Source organism: Micrococcaceae bacterium Sec5.7 (assembly GCA_039636785.1).
In the GTDB taxonomy this organism is placed as follows: Bacteria; Actinomycetota; Actinomycetes; order Actinomycetales; family Micrococcaceae; genus Arthrobacter.
Genome location: CP144169.1, coordinates 2,212,622 through 2,229,573 on the forward strand (window position 1 = coordinate 2,212,622; position 16,952 = coordinate 2,229,573).

Annotated in this window: 12 protein-coding genes; 1 reads left to right on the forward strand and 11 read right to left on the reverse strand. The window is 59.7% G+C overall.

All coding sequences use genetic code 11. The features are described 5' to 3' along the window. Positions 1 to 21: 21 nt before the first annotated feature. From V3C33_10615 to V3C33_10650, 8 genes are all read right to left on the reverse strand, one after another. Positions 22 to 4,302, reverse strand: coding sequence for a glycosyltransferase (locus tag V3C33_10615; protein XAS65971.1), 4,281 nt, complete (start codon positions 4,300 to 4,302; stop codon positions 22 to 24). Between the two features lie 177 nt (positions 4,303 to 4,479). Then, on the reverse strand, positions 4,480 to 5,727 hold the full coding sequence (wecC, locus tag V3C33_10620) for a UDP-N-acetyl-D-mannosamine dehydrogenase (protein XAS65972.1): 1,248 nt from the start codon (positions 5,725 to 5,727) through the stop codon (positions 4,480 to 4,482). A gap of 14 nt (positions 5,728 to 5,741) precedes the next feature. Further along, positions 5,742 to 7,658: a glycosyltransferase gene (locus V3C33_10625; GenBank protein ID XAS65973.1), complete on the reverse strand. Its 1,917-nt coding sequence runs from the start codon at positions 7,656 to 7,658 to the stop codon at positions 5,742 to 5,744. Next, positions 7,655 to 8,545, reverse strand: a complete 891-nt coding sequence (locus V3C33_10630; protein XAS65974.1) for an ATP-binding cassette domain-containing protein — start codon at positions 8,543 to 8,545, stop codon at positions 7,655 to 7,657. The genes V3C33_10625 and V3C33_10630 overlap by 4 nt, the downstream gene beginning before the upstream one ends. Further along, positions 8,529 to 9,425 (reverse strand): ABC transporter permease, encoded by an 897-nt coding sequence (locus V3C33_10635; protein XAS65975.1) that lies wholly within the window; start codon positions 9,423 to 9,425, stop codon positions 8,529 to 8,531. Before V3C33_10635 ends, V3C33_10630 begins: the two co-directional genes overlap by 17 nt. Then, positions 9,422 to 11,161, reverse strand: coding sequence for a glycosyltransferase family 4 protein (locus V3C33_10640; GenBank protein XAS65976.1), 1,740 nt, complete (start codon positions 11,159 to 11,161; stop codon positions 9,422 to 9,424). The genes V3C33_10635 and V3C33_10640 overlap by 4 nt, the downstream gene beginning before the upstream one ends. Positions 11,162 to 11,166: 5 nt before the next feature. Next, positions 11,167 to 12,408: a glycosyltransferase family 4 protein gene (locus tag V3C33_10645; protein XAS65977.1), complete on the reverse strand. Its 1,242-nt coding sequence runs from the start codon at positions 12,406 to 12,408 to the stop codon at positions 11,167 to 11,169. 9 nt (positions 12,409 to 12,417) lie between these two features. Further along, positions 12,418 to 13,050: a hypothetical protein gene (locus tag V3C33_10650; protein ID XAS65978.1), complete on the reverse strand. Its 633-nt coding sequence runs from the start codon at positions 13,048 to 13,050 to the stop codon at positions 12,418 to 12,420. Positions 13,051 to 13,339: 289 nt separating this feature from the next. On the opposite strand from V3C33_10650, the gene V3C33_10655 reads away from it, so the two are divergent. Next, positions 13,340 to 13,843, forward strand: a complete 504-nt coding sequence (locus V3C33_10655; GenBank protein XAS65979.1) for a DUF3515 domain-containing protein — start codon at positions 13,340 to 13,342, stop codon at positions 13,841 to 13,843. 79 nt (positions 13,844 to 13,922) lie between these two features. Here V3C33_10655 and V3C33_10660 read toward each other — a convergent pair whose 3' ends face one another. The 3 genes from V3C33_10660 to V3C33_10670 are packed head-to-tail and all read right to left on the reverse strand — an operon-like array spanning position 13,923 to position 16,947. Continuing rightward, positions 13,923 to 15,071, reverse strand: coding sequence for a D-alanine--D-alanine ligase family protein (locus V3C33_10660; GenBank protein XAS65980.1), 1,149 nt, complete (start codon positions 15,069 to 15,071; stop codon positions 13,923 to 13,925). A 2-nt stretch (positions 15,072 to 15,073) separates the two neighbouring features. Next, complete coding sequence (locus V3C33_10665; protein ID XAS69718.1) at positions 15,074 to 16,114, reverse strand: NAD(P)H-dependent glycerol-3-phosphate dehydrogenase; 1,041 nt, start codon at positions 16,112 to 16,114, stop codon at positions 15,074 to 15,076. 8 nt (positions 16,115 to 16,122) lie between these two features. Further along, the gene (locus tag V3C33_10670) at positions 16,123 to 16,947 is read right to left on the reverse strand and encodes a lysophospholipid acyltransferase family protein (protein XAS65981.1); all 825 of its coding nucleotides are present in this window, start codon (positions 16,945 to 16,947) and stop codon (positions 16,123 to 16,125) included. Between the last annotated feature and the right edge of the window lie 5 nt (positions 16,948 to 16,952).

Sequence of the window (16,952 nt, forward strand, 5' to 3'; positions counted from 1 at the left end):
TTCAACGGATTGGGAAGGCTCTCAAGCGATGTTTTCCCCCGAGACCGCCGCGGCCAACGTGGGGATAACGGTTCGAGCATCAAAGTGTGATGCTACGTACTCCTGGGCAACAGCCGCGGCTCGGAACCATGCGTTCTCGTCCGACAAACCGAGGAGAAAGTCCGCCAAGCTGCTGGCATCCGGGTGCAGCCAGTCGGTCGGGTAGATCTGGTCTGCCCCGGGCCACGCGAGGCTGGCCGGTACGGCTCCCGACGCGGCCCCATCTGCCAGGGTGAGGTGAAAAGACTCAAAGTCGCTTACAGATAACACGATGCCAATCTTGCGGTACCACTCGGCCATGTCATTTCCCTGGGCATCGAAAGTGACGGCGCCTGCAAGCAACGGGTCGGACTCTATTCTCTTATATTGCTCGCTATAGAAGGCGTTTTCCTCAGTACGTTTGGCCATCCAGCTGAAGTCCTCCGGACGTTTCCCCTTGATGAAGAGCCGGTAGCGATCATCCTGGGTCCTTAGCAGCCTCAGGACGTCCAGGGCCTTATCCAGTCGCTTTCTGGCGGGAACGATTCCGACAAAGCCCAGATTGAATCGGGCGTCTGCGGCCTTGTCTTGACGCAGCAGCTCAATGTCAACGGCATTCGGAACAACTCGGCTGATCTGGCGAGGCACACCATGGTCACGGACTGCTAAGTCGAGGATGTGTTGCCCCACGAAAACGACCTCATCAACCTGCTCAAACGAGACGTCCCTCAGGTACGGGCGAAAGATTTCCTGCAGGTGCACGCGCGTAACCAATCGCTGATGCGGCAGCTTATTACGGGAGTACCACACCGCATTACCGAGCGCCCATTCGCAGAAGATAACGTCGGCCTCCGCAAGCATGCGGTGGCTCTCCGCTTCGTCGTGCTTGTTGTGGTCCTCCCACTTATCAATACTGACGATGTGTCCGAGGGCATTGAGCTCGGAAATCATTCCAGTGGCGAATTTGAGATCATGTCCGGCCACCAAGATATTCTTGGACTCGCTGCTATTCCCGGATGGCTCGGCGTCAGGAGCGGGTACTGCCAGTTCCCGCCTCAGTCGAAGGTCCCCCATCCCAGCGGCTGCATCAAGCGTCCGCAGCTGTGGGCGCCCGGGATGGCTGGAGCCCAGCTGCGCCAGTCCCAGTCCAGGAATCTCCATATCCGCCGTGGATATGGAAACGGAATTCCAGCTACCGAAGCTGGTTGCGGTCAGCATATCTTCGAACACCGTACGGTCGAAGTGCCCCGTGCCGGGATCTCCCATAAATGAGAGACCGCCGGTTGCGGCCCGCTGGGCGGCTTCTGCGAAATCGGAGACAAGGGTGATGGGTAGTTCTGAGTCAACCCCAACGTCAAGGCAGTAGATGCGGTCAGGCTTGACCGTCTGAATTTCTAGGATCGACACAGCTTCAGCAGTGAGCACGTCAATGAACACTCCATACTTCGGCGCGTCGGGCGCCGTGACCTGCAGGCCCGCCGTACGGAGAACGTAGCAGAGCCTGTGCGCCGCAGTATGGCCCCGATGAACTTGCCTATACGCTAACCATGCGTCACGGATTCGCGCTGGCTCATTGGTCATCCATTCCTGCAGGAGCAGCTCCGCGTCCCCCGCTTCCTCCACAACCGGAACCAGGTTATTTAGTACATGTTCAACGCCCACGCCTTTGCCGCTTATGACAGCAGCGCCGGATGCAGCGATCTCCATGACCCGGCGTGAAAACATGGTCGGAGAACCGTCGACGGAGTTGACGTTGATGTGCACGGGGTGGGATTTATACGCCTCCACCATTTCGGCGTACTCAAGGCCTCCCCGCACGAAACGAGCGAGGTGATCCGGGAAGTGATAGGGACTTTCCGGGTTCAGATGCTGCCGGTCGTAAATGGACAAACCATGGTTCTTGGCTACGTTGAGCAGGTTGGCCAGCTCACCGGACCGGCTCTTGAATTTATCGCCATAGTATGAGCCGGCGTAGGCCACGGAATGATCGTAGAGACGGGCGGAGGGGGCGATATTGTGGAGCCGGGGTTGAGCGTAGAACGGAAGTGACGCAACGGTCAGTTGCCTCTGACCAGCGTTCGCCTTGTACTGGCGGATGCAGTCCGAATCCGTCGTGAACACGTGATCGAAGTACATGGATGTGCGCCTGAACCGATTGAAGTGAACCGGGTCTTCCTTGTTCCAAAAAATGGTGGGCACACCCTTGGTGTTGCAATATGCCAGGACATCCTTCAGCGTCGAGAACCGCTCGTCATCGTAGTAACCGACCTTTTGCTTCCACAGGCCGTCCACGCCTTCCCATGCAGATTCCACGAAGAGCGCGTCCAGCGGCTGCGCATCCAGCTGCTTGCGCCAAGTATCCGGACGGATTTCTACCAGGCTGGCCTCTCCTTGCAGTCCTTCGAGGGTGAACTGGTCAGCAATGACACCGATGGTCAGCTCTCGCACCGCTCGGCCTGTCGGCGAAACTCCCTGGCGTCTGGCGCGGCTGTGCACAAGGGCCGCGCTGCTAACGGCGGTCTTCCAGGTGCGTTCATTGATGGTCCACAAGCGCGCCTTCATTCCCATTGAGGCACGAATGTGCGCATTGCTCGCCAAATGGGCTATCGCGTCCGCCAGCGATGCCGGATTTCCCGGTTCGCAGAGCAATGCGCGTTCTCCTTGCTGGCCGGCAAGATCGCGGGAAGGAGCCAGATCGCTGAGGATCATTGCCTTGGCGCTGGCCATGGCTTCCAGTGGTTTAAGCGGCGACACCATCTCGGTGACAGGCAGACGCCGTCTGGGACAAGGCATGATGTCGAACAGGCTGACGTATCTAGGCACTTCACCGGCCGGGACACGGCCCGTGAAGGTGACGTGCTCACGGATTCCCAGCTCCGATGCCTTTTTCTTCAGCTCGGGCAGCTGCGCCCCGTCACCTACTACCACCAACTGAACGTCTATACCCCCATCGCGAACCATTTTCGTTGCAACCAGCAGGTCCTCAATGCCTTCGTAGGCTACGAGGCTGCCTGCATACCCGAGGACGACTGTTCCGTCCATCAAGCCGAGCTTCCGTCGCAACGGCTCGAAAGGAGGCATGGGCGTGAATTCGTCAGTATCCACGGAGTTGGGCATGAGCGATATCGCGGCAGCACTTACACCGCGCTCCACCAGTTCGTCGCGAACCTGACTCGTAATGGCAAAGACTGCATCCGATTCCTTGGCAACAAGAGTTTCAAGCCGAACCGCGAGCTTGTAGCGATCAGTCTCGACCCATTCGGGGTTCGCTGACAGCTGTGTGATTTCCCACAGTCCGCGGACCTCGTAGACAAACGGAATACCGAGCCGGCGGGCTGCCATCAGGGCCGGCAAAGCCGTCACGAAGTTCGAGGCCGAGTGGATCAGGGACACGCGGTTACGTTGCGCCTCGCGAACATAGACATCAACAGATTCGGCGAGGTAGTAGTCCAGCCTGTCAGTCGTCCAGCTGGGCCCAGGATTGTAAATATGGGTCACGCCGTTGATCTCGCGCTCAAACCGTCCCTCCGCGGCAACTTCCACGTCAACCTTTGCGTCCCAGGGGTATCCCGGACGCGCGACGACGAGCACATCCTCACCGTTTGCCTTGAGCCCCGAAACAATGCCGCCTGTGCGTGTCGAGTAACCATTGCTGTTGAAGTAGCCGGTGCTGTGGGCGCAGTACATGATCCGGTTGCGCTCCGCCAGATATCCGGCGTTTGGCTGTCGGGGCGAAAGGAACTGTTCCTTGGTCAGCAGTTCCTCTTGACCGAGGACGTTCTGCAGCAACGCCAGGTCCGGCCCGGACGCTTCACTCAGCAGCGCGGCATGACGCTGAATGAACTCCGCAGGTTCCACAAGGGCACCCCTGACGAAGTAGTCGTGCGAAATCAGCCGGATAGCCGCACCTTTCGACGGCTCAGCTGTGAATTCTGCTAACAGTTGATCCCGACCGATGGCCGAATTCTCGACCGCCGCCGGGCGAGCAGAAACATCCACCGTCGCAGACGCCTTCTGTGGACCGGCCGACCGGGCGGATCCAGCGCCGGATGACAACCCGGTTCGAAGCAGCCCAAGACTGCCCTTCAGCCGGCGCCCTGGCACAGTGAAAGGACTCAGGATAAGTCGGGCAGTCTTGGCCACGGTCCGTCCCATCCGGACACTTCTTGACGAACGGATAGCCTTCAAAGCCGCCTTGAGCTCGTTGCGGTTCTTGTTCGCCGCTGTCAGCTCAGTCCTGGCATTATCCCGTGCCCGCCGCATGGCCCGCAGGTCTTTCTCCAACACCTGGGTCTTGCGGAAGATACTGTCCTCACGGGCCTGAAGAGTTTCATAATTCCGGATAAGGGAATCAAGGTCCTCCAGGTAGCGCTTGCGTTTGGCAAGTTGGACCGTGCTCGATCCGGCGACTTCGTCTGAATACTTCACGGCGCTGGTTTCTGCCTGCCCTATTCTGCTCTTCTACTGCCAGATTCCCCGGGTATCTACGAGGCCTTTGCCTTCCAAGACAATTGGGTCGATTTCCTTGAAAACATCGTGGTCCACGAGCAGGAGCACAACATCGGCGGCCGCCAACGAGGGATCCAGCGCCCTGAGAACAACATTAGCCATGCCGGAGAGCTGACGCGGCAATATGTCAACGTGCGGCTCTACGACCAGGAGCTCGGCAGCATCCAGTTTCCGGCCTAGAGTCTCGACAATTGCAACGGCGGGGGATTCCCGAAGGTCGTCAATGTTGGCCTTGAAAGCGAGCCCCAGGACGGCAATCGTGGGAGAGACTTTGTCGCCCACCAGGTCCATCACTTTCCCGATCACCCAGTCAGGCTTCGAATCGTTGGTTTCGCGCGCCTGACGAATCAGCTTGGCCTCGTCCGGGGCAGCGGCAACTATGAACCATGGATCAACCGCGATGCAGTGACCTCCGACTCCGGGCCCTGGCTGCAGGATGTTCACGCGCGGGTGGTGGTTCGCCAGTTTGATGAGTTCCCAGACATTGATGCCCAGCTTGTCGCTTATGACCGAAAGCTCATTGGCGAACGCGATGTTCACATCCCGGTATGAATTCTCCACGAGTTTAGCCATCTCGGCCGTTGCTGCATCCGTGACGAGGATTTCGCCCTGGCAGAAGACGGCGTAGAGCGCGCTGGCCAGCTCGGCAGCCTGAGGCGTCAGACCCCCGACGATTCGGTCGTTCGTGACCAATTCGATCATGATCCGTCCGGGGAGAACCCGCTCGGGGCAGTGAGCCACATGGATGGACCGTTTGCCGTCGGCTCCATCGAGGCTCAGGTCCGGCCGCAGTCCAATGATGTATTCGCCCAGGTGCTGCGTGGTGCCGGGAGGCGACGTGGATTCGAGAATGATGAGTTCGCCGCCCTCGAGCTGCGGGGCAATTCCACGTGCCGCCGCTTCAATGTAGCTGACGTCCGCTGTCCGGTCCTGGTTGAAGGGTGTGGGAACAGCCACGATGTATGCCTGTGCCTTTGGCGTATCCGTGGTGGCGCTCAGTTTGTTCTGGCTCACGGCTCCGGCAACATATGAGGCCAGATCGGGTTCCACGAAGGGAACCTCGCCTTGGTTCACCGATCGCACCGTGCTCGCATTCACATCAACCCCGACGACGTCGATGCCGTTGCCGGCCAGGATGGCTGCCGTGGGCAGGCCGATGTAGCCCAGTCCAATGACCGCTACGTTTTCGATGGTATTCACAGGGAACCCCCAGTTTAGACAGAGACTTCATCTCTGTAGCTTCCAAAAAACTTCAGTGTCCCGCTTGCCAGAAGCTCGACGTCGTCAACCTTCCACGTGTGATCCGTCGAGAATCGCTGTTGGCAATAATTAAATCTGTCAGAGGAATAAACGATTCCGCCTTCTGCCGCTACGTCGCGGAGAAAGCGGGTATCTTCTCCGCTCATAATCGGAGCGAATGGGTGGCTGCGGAAAGTTTCCGCCGAAGCCATGATCGTTGGTCCCATGACCGTCCGCGTATAGCGATGCTCCCACTCAGCGAAGCGAAGAATGGTGGCGTTCTTCTCAGCGAGGTACATGTAGTGCGCCTGTTTTCCGACGACATCGGCACTCGAGTACTCGAGTGCATACAGCTGATCGCTCAGGTAATTTGGAGCATAATAATCGTCGTCATCCATCTTTGTCAGCACGCTCCCAGAGGCTGCAGCAACGCACGCGTTAAGACACTCCCCAAGAGAAACTGCCTTGTCGGCATGAAGCAAAGTCACGTTCGCCGCTCCGTGTCGCTCCTGCAATAGTCTCAGAGAATCCCGCTCCAGCTCAAATCCGTGGCACAAAAGGATGAGCTGTACATCCACATCGACTTGACTACCGATCGTTTGAAATATGTGGTCCAGCTGCCAGGGTCGGATGGTCGACACCAATGCCGAGACAGTGGGTCGGCCTACATTGCTCACCAGGTGCGGAGCAACCGCGGCCATGACCTGATTGCTTCGGATTCTGTACGTGTGATCACGCCAGATCCGACGCTGGCCACGGTGGAGCTGACGGTCACCAAGCTCGGGGTTCCGGTGCAAGGCACGCAGGACCTGCTCCGCCTCCGGCTGGCTCGCTACGGTGAAGACTTCGTCACCAGCGAAGTGCGTATGAATGGCGGCGCTGGGCGTGGTCACCAGATTGGAGCCAGACGCGATGATCTCAAAAACACGTCGGGAACACATGGTGGGCGAATCGACTACCGAGTTAACGTTCAAAAAGGTCTTGTATGCCTTGTATGCCGTAACCATCTCGGGGTAATCGAGCCTCCCGACCACTCTGTCGGCGAAGGGCTCCGGGAACTGATACTTCGGATCCCCAGCCATTTGTCTCGAAAATATCTCGAGGCCAACGTCCATTGCTTCCGACGCCGACACAGCAGCGCCCAGCAGCATGTTCAGTTGCTCGCGGCGCTCCGGATACTTCTCCACGAAATACATTCCGCCAAAGGCGATGTCACGATCATGCCAGCCAAACTTGGGACGCACTGGATTATGCAGCCTAGGTTGGGCTGCGAACGGCAATACGTCCACTCGGTCGTGGCCCAGATCCTGTGCGTAGGCTTCAAGTCGGTTGCCATCGCTCGTAAAGACGTGGTCAAAAAGTTTTGCGGCATTGAGGAAATCCCCGTAGTGAGGAGGATCTTCCTTGTTCCAAAAAACAGAGGGTATGCCGTTCTGTCTGCACCAGCCAGTCAGTTCTGCCAACGCTGAGCCGGCATGGTCCTGTCGGGCGATTTTGCCGGCCCACAGTTTCTTGTTGCCGCTCCACGCCGATTCGACGAAGACGAAATCCACCCGGTTTTCGACCAGCTGATGCTGCCAGGTGTGGGGCGAGAGGAGTATGCACTCCCATTCCAGCCCGAAGGCCAACGCAGAAAAGTCATCAAGTATCACGCCTACGCGCGGTGCAGCATCTCCTGTCTTGCGGTGAGACGGCACTGCAGAGGCACGGAAACGCAATCGGCGGGTTTTCCCTCGGCCGACCCATGCTCCTTCCGCGCCCCTTACCGTCTCGAGCTTTCTATGGCCGGCCTCCAAAGCTTCGCGAGCCAACCACGTACGAACCTGCCTGATGCCGCCCTTTCTGAGGTGCCAGAGGCATTTTCTCAGATTTCTTGCGCTTGCAGTTTTCATCCCTTGGACCGTCGTCTGGAATTGCGGTCATCGACGTCTGCTACTTCCAGGTCATGAATCATGCGGCGGCGGAGTTTCAAGGCTCCCACCCGATCACCGCTGGCCAGTCTCTGGGCGAATAAGCGGTATGACTTGACGACATCGGCAGGATCGCCATCGGAAATCAGCTCGCCTTGATCAATCCAAACTGCCCTGTTGCACAAATCAGTAATCGTCGCCATGCTGTGGCTAACAAGGAAAACAGTGCCCGCCTCGTCCAATAACTCGATCATGCGTTTGCGGCTTCTGTCCTTGAATTGTGCGTCCCCTGTGTTTAGTGCCTCATCAATGATGAGAATTTCGGGGTCGATGCTCGCTGCGATGGCGAACCTCAGCCTCGAGCTCATGCCCGCAGAGTAGGACTTCATCGGCATGTGAATGGCGTCTTCCAGCCCAGACAATTCCACGATTGCATCGTACTTGGAATCGATCTGTTTATGTGTCAATCCCATTGCAAGACAGCCAAGCACTATATTCTGATCACCAGACAAGCCCGGTAGCAAGGCGGCATTGACTCCCAGCATGACAGGAGTGGAGGTTGCATAGACTGCGCCCGAAGTCGGAGGGATTTGTCCGCCGACCAGTTTCAGAAGAGTGCTTTTGCCTGATCCGTTGCGGCCGATGATGCCGACAGACTCGCCGTGCTCGACAACCATAGACAACTCTTTGAGAGCGTTGACCTTTACGGCCTTTGTTCGACTGACGGCCTTTCTAAGTCCTGTCCAGCCTGAGCCCGGCTCCGACGCCACTTCCCGTGTGCGTGACGTGGTCTGGTAGGTCATGCTCACCTTATCGATGACAACGGAAGGCGTTCCCTGGATGAAGTTCAGATCAGAGCTCTCGGCCATAAGTCTCCTCCCCCTTCCAAAAGAAAATCATTCCGATTACAAGAGCTGATGCGGACCATAATCCTAGAATTGCCCAGGCCCGCCAGTCCCCGGCATGTCCATAGAGCAGACATTCACGAGCGAGATGGAGGACGTTGTAGAGGGGGTTGTACTCCATGATGGCTTTGACCACGGGAAGGTTACTAAAACGGTCAATGGAGAAGAACATGCAGGATGCATACATCCAGAGACGCATGGCGTAGGAGATCAGTTGGCTGGCATCGTTAAAGACCGACACGACCCTCGCGAGGATCAGCCCGATGCCTAGGTTGAACATTAGCTGTAAACCAATGATCGGAATCAGCATGAGCCAGCGCCACGATATTTCTTCCGCTGGGGGAAGGATAATGATAAGAATCAGCATGGTAATTAAGACGGGAATGTTCGACAATAATTCACGCAAATTGACAGCAAGGACCAAACTTGCTCGTGGGAACTGAAAAGCATGTATTACATTTTTGTTCGTAGAAATAATACGCGACGACGCCGTTATTGATCTGACGGACATTTGAAATAGAAATACCCCTATTATCAGGAATGCAACGAAATTTTCGATGCCTCGCCCGGAACTAAGGAGTACGCCCATGATCAAATAGAACATCAGTCCGTTCAAGAGCGGTCCGAGTACAAGCCACGCACGGCCAAGACGGTCCTGCTCATTTCCGGTTTGGACCCGTGATCTTGCATCGTAATAGATAAAATGCCTGTAGTCCCACAAAGAAACGAGATAGTCCAGGAACGCGGGCCGCGCACCCACACGGCGAAGACCTCGCAAATTCACGGAGGTATTTACCAACGTTGGCTGCGGCCCCTGGGCCGTGTCGGGTCTCTTGGGGCTCACTCGCGGTCCTTTGTCAGTCGATCATAGGCGGAGGCCAATACGTTGACGTTCGCCATCCAGGTTCGGTTTTTCAGCACGTCCCCCCGCCCGGCCTTTCCCAAGCGGGACCTGAGCTCTGCGGAGTCGAGCAGCCTTTTCAGTTTAATGGCGAAGTCGCGGGCATCGCCTGCGTCCGCCAACAACCCTGATCTGCCGTCGTCCACGATCTCCGCCAGAGCAGGAAGACGACTAGCCAAGACCGGGCGGGCGCAGGCCATGGCCTCAACGGGCTTCAGCGGGGTGACATGGCGGGTAACTTGCTGATCAGCCCGCGGAACCACAAACACATCCAATGCTTGGTGGTAAAGGCGCGCCTTTTCGCGGGGAACACGCCCGGTGAAAACCACCCTGTCCCCAAGGCCCAGATCATTCGCGCGTTTCTGCAAGCTGGCAGCCGCGACGCCGCTTCCAACCAATAGAACGCGCAGGCCAGGATAGTCCGATGTCAGCAGCGCAGCGGTCTCCAGAAGCGTTTCCAGACCCTCGTAGTGGACCAGGCTACTGACGGTGCCCACCCACTGGCCGTCAATGGGGAGGCCGAGCTCGGCTCTGGCCGCAGCCGGGGACACTGGTTCGTCGAGGAACTCGCCACCCACCGCATTGGGGCAGACCAACACCTTCGACGGTTCCACGCCATGACGCACAATGCTCTGCTTCATCTGCTCGCCCAGAGTCACTACTAAGTCCGCGCGACGCATTACCTCCCCTTCCCGCTCCTGGAAGAGCCGATAGAGGTCACTGCCCAGCGCCGCAGGGGATCGAGTGGCCGCCCAGGTATCAGCCAGTTGGCCACGCACTTCATAGACCCACGGAATACCGATGGCTTCGGCCACTGCGGCAGTCACCAGGCCATTGGCAAAATGCGTCGTGGTGTGCAGTACCGAAGGACGCACTTTCAGCGCGACATCCAGCAGCTGTTCGGCCTGCTGTTGGAGTCGCCCTGCCATTCCTGCCCGGAGAACGCCCGGAAGCAGCCTGCCATAGGAGATACCATCCACGACGTCCTGGCCCCGTGCCAAGACTTTGCCCACGTGAACCGGATATCCGAGCCTCGTAACCGCTTTGACGTTCCAGCCAGCTGCGGCTTGGGCCATGAGGATGGAGTGAGTCCGCTGGGCGTAGCCACTTTCAGTATGCGGGAGGGAGTTTGTCAGGACGTGGAGCACCGTATCGCGACGAGGCGTGAAGCCAATACTGGGAAGGTGGGGCCGGAGGCCTCGGAACACGTCCAGCTCGGATTGAAGTCGGCGGAGCTGGCCCTGGGCATTTGCGGCGTCCTGAAGAACGGCGACGGCGCCGGCCATGTCGCCGTCGAACCACCTGCGCCGCGCCGCAAAGGCCGCATAACGAGGCGATCCCTCGGCTTGGGTCGCCAAGCGATCTGACAGATCAGGCCTGTTGCCAACAAGGGCAATATCAGCCAGCAGCCTGGCACGTCCGGCACGGGTCAGACGGCTGGACGCCAGTTGAACGCGACGCTCCACATCGGCCATATCTCCGAGCACCAGGCTCCCCATGACCGGCACGGGTGATGACGAAGTCGATGGAAAAACCCGGACACTCATGGAGGCAAGTCCGCTGCTTAACGTCCTTGGAAGACGCTGGGACGCCTGAACTGCCAGGAGCGCAGGGTCGTCAGTGAGCCGCTCCACGACGGTGGCAGCAGCCACCCGCAGGTTTCGGAATTGTTGGATCATCGCGGCTATTGGCCGCCTGTTCTGTACATCACTTCGTCTATGAGCTCCATATAGTGCTTCGCGGACAGTGTGAGCTCGGCATGCTGCTGGACCCACTCGCGGCCGCTGCATCCGACATCCAGCCGGCTACGGTCTTTCGCAAGAGACCGCCATAGTGCCGCCACTGCTTCTGCATTGCTGGCCACCAGATCCCCTGCCCCGGAGTCTTGGATGATTCGTGCAGCCTCTCCCTTGACTACTGCGGTGACGTGTCGGCCAACGGCCAAGACCTCATAAGTTTTGGAAGGAATTGTTGTCTCAAAAGACTTCCAGTCATCGCGCAAAGCCACGATACAGGAATCCGCTCGTTGGTATTGCTCCACTACGTCTGCCCGCTTAACCGGAGGATAAAAAGTGACGGGAGCCTGGAGTCTCTTGGCAAGTATCTCCAGCTCTGACCTGACCACGCCATAGCCCACCATGTGCAGGTGCATGGAGCTGCCAACGAGGGCGGCTGCCTCAATCATCACGTCGAGCCTTTGGCTCTCGCCGTGGTTGCCAAGGTAGAGGACATCCAGGCAACTTTTGCCGGCCGAAGGAGCCTCCAAAAGGGGAATGCTGGCTAGGTCCAACGCGTTGGGGACTGTAGCAACATGCGCTATGCCGCGTTCCAAAAGCGTCTTAGCAAATCCTTCGGTGACCGTCACCACGAGGTCTGCCTTGCGCTGGACGAAGTCCACGACACGTTCGGCCACACTCTTCACCGGACCCTGCACAAGGCGGGCGTCGCGGGCAAGGTCCGGCCAGGCGTCCCGCATTTCCACAATTAAGGGGACTCTGTGGAGGCGGGAGACGATGTAGCCTGCCGCGAGGTTGGGGAGGCTTGGCGCGGTCACGACTAGCACATCGGGCCGGCGATTCATCATAGCGGCGGGGACACTCATAACCGCCGTATAGATGTGATCGATGAACCGGCCGATACGTGTTTCAGCGTGACGCAGGTAGGGGACGCGCCGGATTCGTTCACCGTGCTGCCCTGTCTGAAGTCCGAAGGGGTAGCCGGCAGCCACACGCCGCTCCTGACGGCGTCCGTGGGGGAAATGAGAAACCGGGGTTACGACGTCAACAGTCCAGCCTGCCGCCTGGAACTCCCGCACTAATCCGCTCCAGCGCCGTTGGGGCGGACTCTGGTCCGGCCAATAGCTGTGGACCAGTAATGCCACACGGTGCTGGCCGATGGGCCGTTGGCCCGGAGTAAAGCCTTCCATCGGTCCTTACTACCGTGACTTGCTTGGAGCGCGGGGACCTCTGGTCGCCATTGCGCGGAAGTAGGCAATCACGGCCACCAGCAACGCGAGAACAGTGCCCAATTGAACAACGAAGGGGCTGCCGGCGGCAACGGCAACAGCCGCCTGGATTTCCGATTTCGCTATGGCCGGAGCCCGACTCGAGGCAACATTGGACGCGGCCGGTGCTGCGGCAGACGAAGCCGAACGTGACTTAGGCGCCGAGTGTGCCGTGGTCGTGCTGCCCTTCGCGGACGGCTCGATGCCGTCATCTGCAACAGCGGCCGGCGGCTCGGCCGGCGCCGTGAACAGGGACTCAAGAACTGAGCCAAAAGTAGTCGTCGCGGGGCTACGGAGAGCGGCATCGGGCTGGACCGAGGCAGCCGGCTGGCGCGGAGCCACCGGAGCTGGAGCTACGGGGACTGGCGCGGGCGCCGGGATCACTGGCTCTGGAGCCGGAACCACAGGAATGGGTACGGGAACTACCGGGGCGGGATCCACCGGGATTGGCTCCACCGGTGCGGGATCCACAGTTTCTGTGGGCACAGGGCTCGGATCCGTCACGACGGTGCCGGGATCGGAGGGGGGCAGCTCATCTGCGAGGGCGGCCGTGCTGACCGTCATGAGACACGAGGTCAGAAACAGGCCGCACACGGCCCAGTATGCAGTTTTCCTAAAGCCATTGTTGATGTGTTTCAACTGTGCCCCCATGGTGCGAGATTAATATTGCCCCCACATACCGGTACTACAGACCCCGCTGTCCGTAACACCCCGCGCGAGGCACAACATTGCCATTCTACCGGATCGCCCGGTTTGCCGTCTCTTGAGCCCATTCAACATTACATGACTACGTCCCGTCGTCCGGCGCGGTTCGCAAGCAATGGCCACAGCCGGACAAGGATAAACTTAACGGATGCACCGTCACCGAGCTCACGGCTTCGTCAGTCACCTTCGAATTGTGGCCGTCACAGCGGTTGCAGGAATCGCCCTCTCAGGCTGTTCTCCGGCCGTCGACGTTTCCGCTGCAACGGATGCCGCCAACCCGGCATGTGCCCCCATGATGGTTGCACTTCCTGATGCGATCGGCGACGCCGCCCTCCGCAAGACCAACAGCCAGGCCACGGCCGCCTGGGGCGACCCGTCGCGGGTGATTCTCCGGTGCGGCGTCATCGTTCCGGGTCCGACTACTGACCGCTGCGTCACAGTGAACGGCGTTGACTGGGTCATCAAGGAAGGCGATCCGGTCTGGACACTGACCACGTTCGGGCGGGAGCCCGCCATCGAGATCCTGATGGATCCGGACAAGATCAGTTCGGCAACGGTCCTGGCAGACCTCTCAGCGTCTGCAGCCAAGATCAAGGCAAACCGGAACTGCGTGGGTCAGGATGACCTGCAGAACCTGCCCACAAGCAAGTAGGGTTCGACCCCCGGGTTTCGACAGGCTCAACCAGCGGGTCTCTCAAGCAGCGGGTTTCGACAGGCTCGACCAGCCCCGGCTAGCGCAGCCCGGTTTTCCGGTTCAGCGCCAGGTGGATCAGTTCGTCGATCAGCTCGGCATAGTCCAGCCCGGAGGCCGCCCACATCTGCGGGTACATGCTCTTGGGCGTGAATCCCGGCATGGTGTTGATCTCGTTGATGATCAGCTCGCCGTCGGGGGTGTAGAAGAAGTCAACGCGGCTCAGGCCCTCGGCTCCGACGGCGTCGAAGGCCACCGCTGCCAGCTCGCGGACCCGCGCAATTGCCTCGTCCGGAATATCAGCCGGGCAGCTCAGTGCGGCTGCATCGTCCTCAACGTATTTGGCATTGAAGTCATAAAACTCGTGCTCCCCTGCAGCCACCGAAATCTCGCCCGGCATGGACGTCCTCGGAGCATCAGTGCCACGGCCTTCCAGCACGGCGCATTCAATTTCACGGCCAACAATTCCGGCTTCGATCACCAGTTTGAGATCGTGCTCGCGGGCCGCCTCAATGGCTGCGTCCAGTCCGTCAAGGGAATCCACCTTGGAAATGCCCATGGAGGAGCCGGCACGGGCAGGCTTGACGAAGACCGGGAATCCCAGCAGGTCCACCTGTTTGCGGACAGATTCGGGGTTATTGAGCCATTGCCGATCAGTGACGGCAACGTACGGCCCCACCTGCAGACCGGCCGACTCAAACACCACCTTCATGTAGTGCTTGTCCATGCCAACGGCAGAAGCCAGCACACCGGCACCCACATAGCGGGTGTCGGAAAGCTCCAGGAGCCCCTGGATGGTGCCGTCTTCACCGAATGGTCCGTGCAGCAGCGGGAAAACGACGTCCACGGTTCCGAGTTCCTTGGGAACCTGATTGGGTGACGCAACGATCAGCTGGTGCTCACCGCCGATTTCCGCCAGTGCCACGGTGCAGGACGACGGCGGCACCTCCGGGAGGGACGACGACGACAGCGACCATTGCTCGGTATCCGCCGCAACCAGGACCCACTGGCCGGACTTGGCGATCCCGATGGGAATGACCTCGTATTTGTCCTTGTTGATGGCGCCCAGCACGCCGGCGGCGGTCACACAGCTCACCGCGTGCTCGCTGGAACGGCCGCCAAACAACACGGCAACCCGGGGTTTGGACTTCCCTGGCCGGGACGCTGCGGTCAATTTTTGGTTCAACACTGTCAGTAGTCGCCTTCGGATTTCAGATCCCGGGCCAGGAGACGCGGTCCCAGTTGGTCAACGGACAATTTTCCCGCCAATACAGCCACAACGGCTGCAGTGATGGGCATTTCTACGCCGAGCTTGCCGGCCAATTCGTGCACTGCCTGCCCGGACTTGATGCCTTCGGCTGTCTGGGTCATTTTCTCGGCAACCTGGTCAAGGGTGAGGCCCTCGCCCAGCAGCCTTCCTGCTGTGTGGTTCCGGGACAACGGTGACGAACACGTGGCCACCAGGTCGCCAAGCCCGGCCAGGCCTGCCATGGTGTGCGCTTCACCGCCAAGAGCCAGTGCCAGCCTCGATGTCTCGGCCAGCCCGCGGGTGATGACGGAGGCCTTGGTATTGTCCCCCATCTGTTTTCCTTCGCAGATGCCTACAGCCAGGGCGATGACGTTCTTGACGATCCCGCCGATCTCCACGCCCACCACATCGGGGCTCGTGTACGGGCGGAAGTAGGGGGCCGTGCAGCTCCTGGCAATCCAGCCGGCCACCTCAGCATCGGAGCACGCCACAACAGAGGCAGTAGGTTCTTCACGGGCGATCTCCATGGCCAGGTTGGGCCCGGACACCACTGCGATGCGGTCAGGCGAGATTCCCAGCTCCTCGCTGATCACTTCACTCATCCGCGCATCTGTGCCCAGCTCCAAGCCCTTCATAAGGGACACGACAAAAGCATCGGGCTCAAGCAAGGGCTTCCACTCACGCAGCTGAAGCCTCAGGGACTGCGCAGGCACGGCGAGGACCACCAGATCGGCCCCGGACAGCACCTCAGCCACGTCGGTGGACGCGGTGATGCTGTGCGGAAGGTCCACGTCCTTCAGGTACTGCGTATTGCGGTGGAGGCTGTTGATCTGCTCCACTACTTCGCTGCGCCTGCCCCAGAGACGGATTCCGCGGTCCACCCCGGAGGCAGTGGCGGCATCGGCCAGAATCTTGGCGAAGGTGGTTCCCCAGGATCCTGCGCCCAGCACGGCGACAGACAGCGCCGAACCCATGTGGGCCATGTCTGCCGTCACTTGCCACCTTCTTCGTCGCCGGGTTCCGGCGTGGCGGGCCTTGTGGGCGCACCCGGTTTTCCGGACTGACTGCCTGGGTGATTGCCGCGTTCCATGAACCGGCCGTGTTTGGCCTGATTGTGGGCTGACGGATTCCACCGCTCTGCGGGCGGCTCTTCGCCCCGCAGCCCGGCGAGCAGGTCGGTCACAGCGCTCATGATGACCTCTGTTGCGGCCGTAAGCGTTGACTTGTCCAGGGGGCGTCCTGCGAACGCGCTGAGATCCACAGGATCCCCGATCACCATCCTGGATGTCCTCCGAGGGAACAGGTAGAACCGTTTGGCGTAGCGCGGGAACACCTCATGGGCGCCCCAGTGCGCCATGGGAACCACGGGAATGCCGGTCTCGAGCGCAAGCCGTGCTGCCCCCGTGTGGCCTTTCATCGGCCAGAGGTCCGGGTCGCGCGTCAGCGTGCCTTCCGGATAGATGACTATCGCACCGCCCTCGTCCACGATTTCCTGGGCGAGCTGCAGCGAGCGGTTCGCGCCCGCCGTCGAGCGTTCCACGGGTATCTGCTTGGTGGCCCGCAGAATTGCGCCGAGGACGGGCACCTTGAAAAGACCAGCCTTGGCCAGAAAGTGCGGGGCCCGCTTCTGGTTGTAGAGCATGTGCCCCACGATCAGGGGGTCAATCTCGGTGCAGTGGTTGGGTGCGGCGATGAAACCTCCGGGAGGCAGCTTCTCTGTGCCCTCCCATTTTCTGTTCATCATCACGTTCAGCAAGGTGCGTGCAATTCCGGCAATGATCACGAATGTGATCCGGCTCTTGGCCGTTTCCTTCACGTGCG